The 13,030-nt window shown below is 61.9% G+C and carries 12 protein-coding genes and 1 pseudogene; 5 read left to right on the plus strand and 8 right to left on the minus strand.

Annotated elements, in window-relative coordinates:
- Together cysW and AC244_RS11395 are read left to right on the plus strand one after the other, a co-directional pair.
- Positions 1 to 113 (plus strand): annotated as a pseudogene (cysW, locus tag AC244_RS36365) (sulfate/thiosulfate ABC transporter permease CysW); the annotation flags it as partial.
- Between the two features lie 15 nt (positions 114 to 128).
- Positions 129 to 1,238, plus strand: a complete 1,110-nt coding sequence (locus AC244_RS11395; protein WP_053248949.1) for a sulfate/molybdate ABC transporter ATP-binding protein — start codon at positions 129 to 131, stop codon at positions 1,236 to 1,238.
- Between the two features lie 62 nt (positions 1,239 to 1,300).
- On the opposite strand, the gene AC244_RS11400 is transcribed toward AC244_RS11395, so the two are convergent.
- The 4 genes from AC244_RS11400 to AC244_RS11415 form a co-directional block, all read right to left on the minus strand.
- Positions 1,301 to 2,743 carry an amidohydrolase family protein gene (locus AC244_RS11400; RefSeq protein ID WP_053248950.1) on the minus strand — a complete coding sequence of 481 codons (1,443 nt, stop codon included), beginning with the start codon at positions 2,741 to 2,743 and terminating at the stop codon, positions 1,301 to 1,303.
- Entirely contained in the window at positions 2,736 to 3,842 is a 1,107-nt protein-coding gene (locus tag AC244_RS11405) for an amino acid ABC transporter permease (RefSeq protein WP_234716916.1), read from the minus strand. Before AC244_RS11405 ends, AC244_RS11400 begins: the two co-directional genes overlap by 8 nt.
- 3 nt (positions 3,843 to 3,845) lie before the next feature.
- The gene (locus AC244_RS11410) at positions 3,846 to 4,994 is read right to left on the minus strand and encodes an amino acid ABC transporter permease (protein ID WP_082366822.1); all 1,149 of its coding nucleotides are present in this window, start codon (positions 4,992 to 4,994) and stop codon (positions 3,846 to 3,848) included.
- Between the two features lie 72 nt (positions 4,995 to 5,066).
- Positions 5,067 to 6,095, minus strand: coding sequence for an amino acid ABC transporter substrate-binding protein (locus AC244_RS11415; RefSeq protein ID WP_053248951.1), 1,029 nt, complete (start codon positions 6,093 to 6,095; stop codon positions 5,067 to 5,069).
- 135 nt (positions 6,096 to 6,230) lie between these two features.
- On the opposite strand from AC244_RS11415, the gene AC244_RS38835 reads away from it, so the two are divergent.
- Entirely contained in the window at positions 6,231 to 6,644 is a 414-nt protein-coding gene (locus AC244_RS38835; RefSeq protein WP_414735911.1) for a hypothetical protein, read from the plus strand.
- 103 nt (positions 6,645 to 6,747) lie between these two features.
- Here the strand turns inward: AC244_RS38835 and AC244_RS11425 are convergent, their stop codons facing one another.
- The 4 genes from AC244_RS11425 to AC244_RS11440 form a co-directional block, all read right to left on the minus strand.
- Entirely contained in the window at positions 6,748 to 7,422 is a 675-nt protein-coding gene (locus tag AC244_RS11425) for an HAD family hydrolase (RefSeq protein WP_053248953.1), read from the minus strand.
- Between the two features lie 127 nt (positions 7,423 to 7,549).
- Positions 7,550 to 8,218: a metallophosphoesterase family protein gene (locus tag AC244_RS11430; RefSeq protein WP_053248954.1), complete on the minus strand. Its 669-nt coding sequence runs from the start codon at positions 8,216 to 8,218 to the stop codon at positions 7,550 to 7,552.
- Positions 8,219 to 8,415: 197 nt separating this feature from the next.
- Positions 8,416 to 8,796, minus strand: a complete 381-nt coding sequence (locus AC244_RS11435) for a hypothetical protein (protein WP_053248955.1) — start codon at positions 8,794 to 8,796, stop codon at positions 8,416 to 8,418.
- Between the two features lie 182 nt (positions 8,797 to 8,978).
- Positions 8,979 to 10,709, minus strand: coding sequence for a phosphoethanolamine transferase (locus AC244_RS11440; RefSeq protein ID WP_053248956.1), 1,731 nt, complete (start codon positions 10,707 to 10,709; stop codon positions 8,979 to 8,981).
- Between the two features lie 279 nt (positions 10,710 to 10,988).
- Between AC244_RS11440 and AC244_RS11445 the strand changes: the two genes are divergently transcribed.
- A complete protein-coding gene (locus AC244_RS11445) occupies positions 10,989 to 11,663 on the plus strand; it encodes a response regulator transcription factor (protein ID WP_053248957.1) in 675 nt (224 codons plus the stop codon).
- Positions 11,660 to 13,030 carry a sensor histidine kinase gene (locus AC244_RS11450; RefSeq protein WP_053248958.1) on the plus strand — a complete coding sequence of 457 codons (1,371 nt, stop codon included), beginning with the start codon at positions 11,660 to 11,662 and terminating at the stop codon, positions 13,028 to 13,030. Before AC244_RS11445 ends, AC244_RS11450 begins: the two co-directional genes overlap by 4 nt.

Raw genomic sequence — 13,030 nt, forward strand, 5'->3', positions numbered from 1 at the left:
CCGCCTTTGCGGTTGCGACGTTGCTGGCGCTGCTGGCGCTGGTCACCCTCGTCTTGAAAACGGCGCTCGAGCTTCGCTACAGCGCCGAGATCGCCGCCAGCCGCAGGCATTGAAAGGTCCGGATCGTCATGGAAGTCCGCGTTCAGAACATACGCAAGGAATTCGGCCGCTTTCCAGCGCTCGACGACGTCTCGCTCGACATCCGCTCGGGCGAACTGATCGCGCTCTTGGGCCCGTCCGGCTCGGGCAAGACGACGCTGTTGAGGCTGGTCGCCGGTCTGGAAAGCCCGACCGCCGGCACGATCTTCTTCGGCGACGACGATGCCTCGCAAAAGACCGTGCAGCAGCGCAACATCGGCTTCGTCTTCCAGCACTATGCGCTGTTCCGTCACATGACGGTGCTCGACAACGTCGCCTTCGGGCTGAAGGTGCGCCCGGCCAACCGCCGGCCGCCGGCCGCCGACATCCGCAAGCGCGCCCTTGACCTGCTCGATCTCGTCCAGCTCTCCGGGCTGGAGAAGCGTTACCCGGCGCAGCTGTCGGGCGGCCAGCGCCAGCGCGTCGCGCTCGCCCGTGCCATGGCGGTCGAGCCGAACGTGCTTTTGCTCGACGAGCCTTTTGGCGCGCTCGATGCCCAGGTCAGGAAGGAACTCAGGCGCTGGCTGCGCGAGATCCACGACCGCACCGGCCACACCACCATCTTCGTCACCCATGACCAGGAAGAGGCGCTGGAACTGGCCGACCGGGTCGTGGTGATGAGCAAGGGGGCGATCGAACAGGTCGGCACCCCCGACGAGATCTACGACCATCCGGTCTCGCCCTTCGTCTACGGCTTCATCGGCCAGTCGAACGCTTTGGCCGTGACGCTGTCGAACGGCGAGATCTGGTTTGAGGCCCGGCCGATCGGCCTGCGCGCCCCGACCGAGCCCGATGGCCCCGCCACCCTCTACTTCCGCCCGCACGACATCGAACTGATCGACGGCTGCGGCGGCTGTCTCGCCGGCCTGGTCACCGCCAGCCGCCGCGTCGCCGGCACCCGCCATCTCGAACTCGACCTCGGCCGCAACCACCCGCATGCCGAAATCGAGCTGCCGCCCGAACGCTCCACAGCCCAGGATCGCGCCAGGGTCGCCTTCCGCCCGACAAAGTGGAAATTGTTCAGGGAAGGGCAACCCCTTGCGAAGCCGAAGCAGAATGAAGCCGAGGCAGAGAAGCCGCGGCTGGTGGCGCAGGCCTGAAACGCGAGGGCGCCGGTAGTACCGGCGCCTCCGCAGTTGATGCTTGCGTATTGCTTCGGCTCTTACTGCCCGACGGGCAGCGACAAGGGCGCGAGATCGCGCATCGGCCGTTTCGCCGGGTCGTTTTCCGGCGCCTTGCGGCACGCATAGTCCTGAGCTTCCTGCAACAGGGCAACAGCTCCGTCATAATCGATCAAAGTCGGGCGGCCATGGCGCACGACGCATTGTCCATCGACGTAGACCTCCTCGATGGCGCGTTCGGCCGCGCAATGAAGCAGATTGCGCAAGGGGTCGTAGACCGGCTGCATAGCGTGATGCTTCAGGTCGACGACCAGAAAGTCCGCTTTCGCGCCGACGGCAACCCGGCCGATATCGTCTCGGCCGAGGGCCCTGGCGCCCGCAAGCGTTGCCGTTCCTAGGATGTCTGCGGTCGACACGTCGAACACGGATTTTCCTGAGAGCCGAGCACAGATCATCGCCTGGCGCATTTCTTCCAGCATGTTGAAGGGATAGCTGTCCGTGCCGAGCGCGACATTGACGCCGGCGCGACGGTAGCGCCCGACCGATTCCAGCGCCATGCCGCTGCGCGAGAAGGTGACGGGGCAATGGGCCACGGTCGTGCGCCGCGCCGCCAGCAGGCCGAGATCGATATCGGTGCGCTGGCGCGTCCAGGAATGGCTGTCGACGAAGATGCAATGGCCGAGGATCAGGTTGTCGTCGAGGATGCCGAGGCTTTCGAGATACTGTACCGCGGTCAGGCCGGTCCGGCGCAGCAGTTCCTCGTGTTCCGCCATCGTCTGGGCAGAGTGGATGGTGATCGGCATGCCGCGCTTGCGCGCCTCAGCTGCCGCATCCTGCAGCAATTCCGCCGAGCAGGTCTCGATCTGCGATGGCGCCACCACGCCACCAAGGCGGCCCGAAGGATGGGCCGCGGCGGCGTCGACGACGTCGAGCGCCCGGGCAAAAGCCTCGCGGCCGCGCGCCTTGTCCCAGATGAAATCCAGGCGATGGCTGTCTTCGACATGCCATTGCGCTTCTCGGAAACCGGGGGCGACAAAGGCGCGGGCGCCGCTTCGCGCCAGGGTTGGCAGCCAGCTTTCATGCGGTCCGGCAATGTCCAGCAGGGTAGTCACCCCGCTGCGCATCAAGTCGCCCAACATCACGGTCAGCGATGCCTCGATCGCGCTGTCGTCGATCTCCAGCAGGTTGGAATATTCATAAAGGGCATTGCCCCAAAGCGCTGCGGTACCCGCGTCTTCGAAAATGCCTTTGGAGATCGGCTCCTCGCCGGAGTGGCAATGCACATTGACGAAACCCGGCATCACCATCCGGTCAGCGCCGGAGGTTTCGCTGGCAAAGGCACCATCGTAATGTCCGCCGACATGGACGAAACCTGCATCGTCATAGGCGACATCGGCGTCGTTGAGGTAGACATGGCTTTTCGTTTCGGTGTCGAAGCCGACGACGGTATGCGCCTTGCGGATAACGTGAATGTTCTCAGTCATGCGTGGTCCTGAAATATTGCTCGAGGAAACGGCTGTAAGCGCCCATAAGAGCACTGAAAAAGAAGTAGACGACGGCAGCAAACACATAGCCTTCAAGCACGGCGATGCCCTGCCATTGCGGATCGCGCATTGCGGTCCGCACGGTATCGAGAAAATCGAGCAGGCCGACGATCGTCACCAGCGTCGTATCCTGGAAGAAGCCGATGAACAGGCCGACGAGCGGCGGGATGACTTTCTTCAAAGCTTGCGGCAGCACGATCTTTCGCATGATCTGCCAGTAGTGCAGCCCGAGCGAATGGCCCGCTTCGATCTGTCCCTTGGGAACCGCCTGCAACCCGCCGCGGACGATCTCGGCGATATAGGCGGCGGCAAAGAGAATGATCGCCACCTGGGCCCGCAGCAGTTTGTCGATGGTGACGCCATCAGGCATGAACAGCGGCAGCATGACGGTTGCCATGAACAGGATGCTGATCAACGGCACGCCGCGGACGATTTCGATGAATCCGACGCCAAGAACGCGGATCGCCGGCAGGCTCGAAGCACGCGCAAGCGCAAGTGCAATCCCGAGCGGCAAGGCGCAGGCGAGCCCGACGAAGGAGAGCATGAACGACAGTGGCAGGCCGCCCCATTGCGTGGTCGGCACGACGGTCAGACCGAACAGGCCGCCGGCCATCAGCGTGTATAGCGTCGGCAGGATCACGACGATCCATGTGACCGCCAGTGCCCTGCCCCAGTTGCGCGGTACCATCGATACGCCGCAAGCGCCAAGGAACAGAAGCATCGCCGTAAGCGGTCGCCACTGCTCGTCGAAGGGATAAAACCCGAAGAAGATATATCGCAGCTTGGTCGACAGGAACGGCCAGCAGGCGCCGCTGGAAGCCTTGCACTCCGCTGGCGTCCCAGAAAAGATCGCGTCGACGAACAGCCAGCCAATCGCGAGCTTGGCGAGCCCGAAGATCGTGCCGAGGCAAAGGATGGTGATCAGCGCGTTGCCCGGCGTTCCGAAGTAGGAGGAAAGCCAGGTGTGGTTGCGTGCTGGCGGGCGCGCGGCCGGCGCCATCAGGGTCGGGTCGGCAACGAAGCCTTCAAACTGGGCCATGGCTCAGCGCTCCCTCAGCGCAACGCGCGCGTTGTACCAGTTCATCACCAGCGAGATCAGGATGGACAGTCCGAGATAGACGGCCATGAAGATGGCAATCGCTTCGATCGCCTGGCCGGTCTGGTTCATGATCGTGTTGGAGACCATCACGAGATCGGGATAGCCGATGGCAATTGCGAGTGAGCTGTTCTTGAAAACCGTCAGATAGGTGTTGGTCAGCGGCGGCACGATGATGCGCAGCGCCTGTGGCAGAATGACGAGCTTCAGCGTGCGGGAGCGCGGCAGGCCGAGGGCCGTGGCCGCTTCCCATTGTCCCTTGCTGACCGCTTGAATACCGGCGCGGACGATTTCGGCGACGTTTGCCGAAGCGCTCAGCGTCAGGCCGATCAGCAGTGCCACGAATTCCGGGCGCACGTGATAACCGCCGGTCAGGCGGAACCGGCCGAGCTCAGGAATATCAAGAGAGACCGAGATATCGGCGAGCAGCGATGTAGCCACGAGGGGCAGCAGGAAGGCGAGCGCCGCGATGGTGGCGATCGGCATCTCCTTGCCCGTGGCGATCCGGCGACGCGCAAGGACGCGTTCGATTACGACGGCGGCGGCGGTGCCGACGAGCAGGGCGATGAGCAGCGCTTCGAAACCGCTTGCCCACCGCATGGCCGGCATGACCAGGCCGCTATTGGACAGGAACACGCCCGGCAGCATCTCGATTGCCTGCCGCACCGGCGGAAACACGGAGATGATCAGCGAATACCAGAGCAAGAGATAGAGGAGCAGCGGAACGTTGCGCAGCGCTTCGACATAGCCAAGCATCAGACGCGACAGAACCGGATTATGCGACAGACGGCCGATACCGACGAGTACGCCGAGGATCGTACCGAAAAGAACCGCGAGCGCCGAAACCTTCACGGTATTGGCGATGCCGACCAGAATGGCCCGGCCGAACGTGTCGGTCGGCTCGTAGGCAATCGCAGTCTCGGTGATGACGAACCCCGCCTGGCGCGCCAGGAAGCCGAAGCCGGTGGCAATATCCTGCTTGGCAAGGTTGGCGCTCGCCGTGCTGAACATCGCCCAGGCGACGAAGACAACGGCGCCGATCGCGATTGCTTGGTAGAGGAACGCGCGGATGCGCGCGTCATAGAACAGGGTCATGGCGACACATCTGCCGGGCAAGGGGAACATCGAAGACGGAAAGGCCCGCGCCAGGGCGCGGGCCGACAACTATCAACGGAACGGCGGTGCGTAGAGCAGACCGCCCTCGCTCCAGCGGGTGTTCGGCCCACGGGTCAGGCCGAGCGCCGTCTTGGTGCCGAGGTTGCGCTCGAACACTTCGCCGTAATTGCCGACGCCCTTGACGATGTTGTAGCCCCACTTGTTGTCGAGGTTGAGCATCTTGCCGAGCTCTTCGCTGACGCCGAGCATGCGCTGGATTTCCGGGTCCTCGCTCTTGGCCATTTCGTCGACATTGGCCTGGGTGATGCCGCGCTCTTCAGCCGCCATCAGCATCCAGACGGACCAGGAAACGATATCGCGCCAGTTGGAATCGTTCTGCCGGACCGACGGAGCAAGCGGCTCCTTGGAAATGGTCTCGGGAAGAACGACGTAGTCGTCGGGATTGTTGGCAACCGCACGGATCGACGCCAAGTCAGACCGGTCGGACGAGATTGCCTCGCAGCGGCCCGAGAAGAAGGCGTTGCGGTTCTCATCCGGGCTTTCAAAGACGACCAGCTCGAACTTGCCGCCGATCGTGCGGAAGAAGTCGCTGAGGTTCTGGGCCGTCGTGGTGCCGGGCAGCGTGCAGATCGCGGCATCCGTCAGTTCCTTGGCGCTGTTGACGCCGAGCGACTTCGGCACCATCAACCCCTGGCCGTCGTAGAACACCGTCGGGCCGAAATCGAGACCGAGCGAGACTTCGCGCGAGAAGGTGTGGGTGGTCTGGCGCGACAGCATGTCGATTTCGCCGGACTGCAGAGCCTGGAACCGGGTGTTGATGTTGGTCAGAACGAAATCGACCTTCTCCGGATCGCCGAAAACCGCCGAAGCGACAGCACGGCAGACATCGACGTCGAAGCCCTGCATATGACCCTTGGCGTCTGCGGTGGCAAAGCCTGGCGTGCTCATTGAGACGCCGCAGATCAGCTTGCCGCGCGCCTTGACCGTTTCGAGCGTGGTGGCGGCGCTTGCAGTCGATGCCATGAGGCCGACGGCAATGCCGGCTGCCGTGGCGCAAAGTTGCAGAATTCTTTTCTTCATTTTCCCCTCCCGATGACTACGACAATCTCGACCCAGCATGGGTCACGCGATCCTCGTCGCATGCCTCCTCCCGCACGGGCCGGCGCCGGGGATGTACCACCAGCGCCAGCAATTGCATACGACAGCCGGATACAAATGGCAACATTATTGTATACAATATTGTCGCGCATATTGAATGGCGCCATCGAGGCTACCGGACATGTTTTGCCGATCCTTTCGGCTTACCTGGGGGGGAGGCAACGTTGTCTGAGAGACCAAGCCGCAGCGAGGTCGTCCATCGGCTGTCGCGCCAGGCCATCCTGGCGCAGCCCCGGAGTCTTCGATCCCGACACGGCGATCTTCGCTGCCCGCGGCGAACTGGACGAGGCCAAACGCAAGGCGATCTATCGCCAGGCGGCAATGATGTTGCGCGACGACGGCGGCGTCATCGTGCCGATGTTCAACAACTACATCGACGCCACCAACGACAAGGTCGGCGGCTGGGTCGATGATCCGAACGGCGAACTGATGGGCGGCCACGCCTTGACGAAATGCTGGGTCACGGCCTGAGCCGAGAGACGGAAAAGCCGGAGCCTTTGATCGGGCGCTCCGGCTTTCATCAGCTTCTCGACGCAGCGCCGCCGATACGGCCCGCGTCGATCAATAATAGCGTTCAGCGACGGCGGCGCAGCGACAGCATGCCGTCGTCGGCAACGCCCGCCTCGATGTCGCTGTAGCGGGCGAGCGTCATGTGCGGCGTGTCGGCGGCTGCGGCATGTGCGCCGGTGATCACGATGATTTCGGCGCCGGCGGCCTTGCCCGCCAGAATTCCGGCGGGAGCATCTTCGAAGACGATGCAGTCTTCCGGCCGCACGCCAAGCCTCTCGGCGGCCAGCAGATAGCCTTCGGGATGGGGTTTTCCGACCGAGACATCTTCGCCGGTAATCATAAGGTTCGGCGTGGGGATGCCTGCGGCGGCGAGGCGGCGAACGGCGAGGTCGAGCGGCGCCGATGTGACGATCGCCCACTTTTCCGGTGGCAGCGAATTGAGGAAGGCGATAGCGCCCTCGATCTCGATGATACCTTCGACGTCGGCGATTTCAGCGAGCGCAAGCTCGTGCGCTTCATGCTCCGGATCGACACCCGGCAATTCGAGCGTGCGGATCGTATCGACGGCACGAACGCCGTGTACCGTCTTCATCATTTCCACGGGATCGAGGCCATTGCGGACAGCCCAGGCGCCCCAGACACGTTCGACGACGGCCATGGAGTTGAGCAGTGTTCCGTCCATATCGAACAGGAGAGCGGCGAAGTTCTTGGCAAAAAGAGAAGAAGGCGCGGTATCCAACGGTAATCCCCTGAAGCTGCGATGATGGGCGAGAAAGCCCGCCCGACAGTCCCGGCACACCTACAGGGTGGGGCCCGGGGGCACAATGCAATTCGGCATGCCGACGATCATCTTCGGCAACGGTTAGTTACGAATGGTCAGCGCCAGGCCCGGTGCTTAGAAAGCCGATCGGACCACCCGGGACGTCATCGTCAAAGATCGCGCAGGAAAGACTGCCGCCGAACACCGCGGCTGAATCGACATTTGTGCGGTTGCCGACAGTGCGCGGGTTGGATCGACTCGGTGTATGGCCATGGCAAAGATGCTTGCCCCAATAGTCGCCCGAGTAATTGTCAGGCCGTCTGATCCAGAGGAAGATTTCGTCGCCCTGTCGCTCCAGCGGCATGGTTTCATCGACGCCCGCGTGGACGAAAATGCGAAAGCGCTCGACGATAATGGAGGGAAGCTGGATCAACCACTTCAGATGCGTCCCCGGAATGACATTGTCGTAGGATGCCAATGTTTCCACGCCGCCGTTGACGAGCCACCAGTCGACATCGCTCTCGCCGCTCCGGGCGCCGAGCAGCATTTCCTCATGGTTGCCTTTCAGCGTTAGCCAGGACCAGCCTTCCTTTTGGGGGCCGGCCATGATCAGTTCCACCACGCCACGGCTATCGGGGCCGCGGTCGATCATGTCGCCGAGAAAAATCACCCTGCCTTCAGGCGCATAGGCTTCGATCTGCCGTAGAAGCGCCTGAAGTTCGGCCAGGCAACCGTGGATATCGCCGACGGCAAAGGTCAGGTGCAGCGCGCTCATGCGCCAGTCCTCCGGAACTCGACGAAAGGGTTGACGCCGTAACGTATGTTCGACGTTTGGATACGAGCGCCGATAGACTGCACGGATGGCGGAAACACGGCAAGGCTGGCAATGATCAAGCCCACACAACAGGCAGCGCGCCGATCTGGGGCAGCGCGTCGCGTTCGGGCCCGAACCGGATCGCGAAACCGCGGCGATTAGCGGCGGGAATTTCCCTTGGCGATCGCCGAACTGGCGATGGAAACCGGATCACTTGCCGGAAAGGTATCTTCGAGACCTTCGTCGAGCTGTTCTTCCATCGTTTCCCGATCATGCGCGGTCCGCGCATTGGGCAGTGGGTGCATCCCGGCTGGGTTCGCGCGCCGCTGATCGGACGCATCCAACAACTTTTCGTCGGCGCCAAGTGCCGCCGACAGAATGTCCTTTGCCCTGGCCACGGCATTCAACCTGTTCAAGGACGCTTCCGCGTCCTGCGGACATGTGACCGTGACGACCTCGCCCTCGGCGCCGACGAACTCGACCGTGAAGCCGGCCTTGCCGGCGCGTTCAGCGGAAACCTGTATTCCGACGACCTGCATCAGTCTCTCCCTCCGCGAAAGGATAGATCGCCGGCGCCGATTGGCGCTGGCGCCTCTACCAATACTCGTTGGCGTCCGCCTTTGCGGACGTAAACAAGTATACATGCAAGGAAGTCTGCAGACCGATGCATTGTTCCGAAAGCCGATCAGATTTGTGCTGGATCCAACAGTCGAACCATTCGTTAGAGCGCCTTGGCGCCCGGCATGGCCGTTGCCGGGACGACCGCTGCCGGCAAGTCTTTTGCCGTATCGGCGGCCTGGAATGTTGACCCGTTTGGTTTGCCTAGCGGGCCTTGCCGGGTGCAGTTGGCAAATGCATCAAGGTCGCGATTGTAGACCTTCGTCTCGACATCCATCATGCCAAGCACGGTGTGGAACAGGTTGTCGTGCGATTTCGGCCGATCCGTCTCTTTGGCAAGGCAGCTCGTGTCGATGCCCATTGCCGCCTGATACGGCTTCGAAAACCAGGAGACGAAAGGAACCTGCGTCTGCTCGCGCGGCGCTATCGCATAGGGCGCTCCGTGCAGATAGATGCCGTTCTCACCGAGGGATTCGCCATGATCGGACATGTAGATCATCGCGCCCGAGATGTCATTCTGATGCTTCTCCAGAAGGCGGGCAACGCTTGCCAGAACATGATCGGTGTAGAGGATGGTGTTGTCGTAGGCGTTGGTGATTTCCTCGACCGAGCATTTCATCAGCTCGGCGGTGCGGCAATCCGGCTTGAATTTCCGGAATTTCTCGGGATAGCGCAGATAGTAGGACGGGCCGTGGCTGCCGAGCTGGTGCAGGACGATGACGCTGTTCGATTTGGTCGCCGCCAGCTTCTTGTCCAGTTCGCCCAGAAAAATCTCGTCAAGGCACTCGCCATTGTTGCACAACGGGCTGTTCTTCTGGTTCGTCATGCTCGCAAAGCTGATGAGATCGGCGATGCCCTTGCTGCCGGTGTTGTTGTCCCACCACGATACGGAAACGCCGGCGCGTGTGAGAACGTTGACGAGGTTTTCGGTCGAGCGGGCCTTCCAGTCCGTATACTCGTTACGCGGATAGACCGAGAACATGCAGGGAAGCGAAATCGCCGTCGCCGTGCCGCAGCTTGTCGTGTCGGTATAGTTGATCACGCCGAGTGATTTGAGTTCCGGATTGGTTTCTCTGTCATAACCGTTGAGCGAGAAATTCATCGCCCTGGCGGTTTCTCCCGCGACGACGACCACGACGACCGGCTTGCCTGCAGCAGCGACACGCGCGCCCTGCCGGGCGTCGGTGCCCAGCGGCTGCACGACAATATTGCGCTCCTTGTAAGTCGACGAAGCATATCGAACGGCAGCGGAAACCGGCCCGGTCGGATTGAACCGCTTCATCAGATCCTTGTGCTCGCGGATGACATAGGCAACGCTGGCGAAATCCGAATAGATCAATCCGCCGCTGATGAGCAGGCACGGAATGATCATGGCAAGATTGATAGCCGCCTTGGGCAGGAGGCGCCGATGGCGGACCTTGACCCAGACCACAAACACTGAAGGGATGACTGCGTAAAGCAGCAATTGCAGCATCAAGCTGCCGGTCAGAAGATGGCTCGCCTCCGCCTGGGTGGTGACGGCTGCATTGCCGATCATGTCCTTGTCGATGATCACGCCGAAGTAATCGACGAAATAGGCAGCGGACGCTGAAACGACGATGAGGAAGATCAGTACCGGTTTCATGACGTATTTGACCGATGCCAGCGTCAAAACCGCAAAGGTGGTGAGCGCCAGTGCGGCGCCGAAGGACAGAAGCGACAACCGCGAATGATCGAAGTAGGTGGCGGCGTGCGACCAGAAGGAATTGTTGGTGATAGCGAGCAAATAGATGCTGACGATTGCACTGAGCGTAATGCTGCCGAGTTCTGGCCGGCGAATTCTTCTGACCATCAAAACAGTCTTCTCCTGCTGCAACTGCCTGACCGTTTTTGATTTGCGGCCAGAGCTGTCGCGGGCATCCGGTTGAGGCGGAGGGCCGCGTCATGCGGGGTCGCCGGTTCGATTGCAGCCTCCCCCTGCCCCGTCGAGATACGCCCGGTAAGCTGTCGAAACCCCGTCAAGATTGCTCATTGCCTGCCCGGCACCCGCTTTGGTTGGCCTGCGCGAGGGAGTTGGCAGCCTCTGAGAAAGCCCATATGGTCGAACCAAGAATGGTCATGCCGAGACGACTCGATGCGCCTGCTCCTGGTTGAAGACAGTCCGCGACTGGTAGAACTGGTCGGAGAAACCATGCGCGATGCGGGCTGGCGGCTCGATGCGGTGTCGAGCGTTTCGGACGCCGAGGCAGCCATCGCGGCCCAGGAACACGATCTGATTCTGCTCGATCTCGGCCTGCCCGATGGCGATGGCCTGGCGCTCTTGAGCCGCGTTCGCCAGGAATATTCGGGCTTGCCCGTCTTGATCATCACTGCGCGCGGATCGGTCGATGAGCGCATCGCCGGACTGGATGCCGGCGCCGACGACTATCTGGTCAAACCCTTTCACCACCGGGAGCTCTTGTCGCGATGTCGCGCGATGTTGCGGCGAAATCCGCAAGCGGTGCAGCCGGTGCTTGAGGCAGGCGCCCTACGCTACGACCCGGCAACCGCAGACCTGACATGTGACGGCATCGTCGTGCCGCTGCCGCCGCGCGAACGCTCGCTGATCGAAATCCTGATGCGGGAAGTCGGCCGCGTCGTTCCCAAGCGCAAGCTCGAAACCGCACTTTCGGAGTATGGCCAGGAGATCAGCCCCAATGCGCTGGAGCTTGCCGTGTCCAGGGTCCGCAAACGGCTGCAGACCCACGAAACCGGCATACAGATCGAGACCGTCCGAGGGATCGGCTATCTGCTCAGGCGAGCCTCATGAAGAGGCCGAACCCATCGCTGATCGGCATCGTCGCCCGTCGCATCGTGGCGTTCTCGCTGCTCGCCATGGCAATCCAGATCGGCGTCGTCTTTGCGGATTATTGGTTCGACGATGACAAGCTCAGCGTTCTCATGCTGCAGCAGGAAACGGAAACGCTTGCGAGCGCCATCCGTGTCCGCGACGGCATTGTGAGTTTCGAGCCGGATCACGAACTGAGCGAGCGCTACCTGGATCGCCATAACCGCGATGGCTCGATCTTCCTGCGGGTGAGAACGGAATCCGGAACGTCGCTCTATTCAAACTGCACGACGGAATGCGCCGAGCATTTTCTTCCACTGAGCATTGACGCGCCGAACTTCTGGAAGCGCGAAATTCAACCGGGTAAGCCATTCAGTATCGCCGGTGGACAAACCTTCGAGTTGGCCGGGGCAACTGTTCTGGTCGAGCTGGCGATTCTGAAGGATCCGAACGGCTTCATGTACAGCGCACTGCTGCACGAGATGTTCGATTCGATGATCGTGCCGATGACGTTGATGTTTTGCCTCGTCATCGGCGCGACGATCTGGTCGATCCGCAGTGCACTAAAACCGGTTGCCATGGCGGCTGCGGCAGCGGACGGGTTGGATCCCCGCGACAGCGCTGCTCGCCTACCGCTCACCCGCATGCCCGAGGAGATCGCCCGCCTGGTCAGTGCCGTCAACCGCATGCTGGCGCGTGTCGCTGACCTAATCCAATCCCAGAAACTGTTCTCCTCTTCCATCGCGCACGAGATCCGGACCCCGGTTTCGATCGCAAAGATGGAACTCAGCCACATCGACGACCCCCGCGCCCGCAATGCCGAGCGTGACCTCGATGCCCTCACGCATATTCTCGAACAATTGACCTCGCTTGCCCGGGCCGACGCCGTCGATCCGTCAGCCTATCAGTCGGCCAGCCTCTCGCAGATCGGCGCGAGCCTTGCAGAGGCGATCGCGCCCTTTGTCTTCGATCACGACAAATCGCTGGAATTCGTCGACGAGGGAACGCCTGCGGTAACCGTTATCCCGGCGCTCGTCGAGAACATGCTGCGCAACCTGATCGAGAACGCGGTCAAGCATAATCCGCCGGGCACCCGCATTGTGCTGACCTGCGGTCCCGGTGCGCTCGTCAGCGTCGAGGATGACGGCAAGGGGCTCGTCGATCTGCCAGAGCATCATGAAGATCTCGGTTACATCAAGCGATCGGGCCAGCTCGGCCTCGGCTTGAAAATCGTCCAGCGCATCAGCGAGCTGCATGAAGCCCCGATCACAATGGAGACCGCGCCGGATCGGGGCACGAAGATTACCATCGACTTCTCTAGCGCGCGATCAGACGGCGTGCAGACGTGA

Origin of the sequence: Ensifer adhaerens (assembly GCF_001270265.1) — a bacterium.
Lineage (GTDB): Bacteria > Pseudomonadota > Alphaproteobacteria > Rhizobiales > Rhizobiaceae > Ensifer > Ensifer adhaerens_B.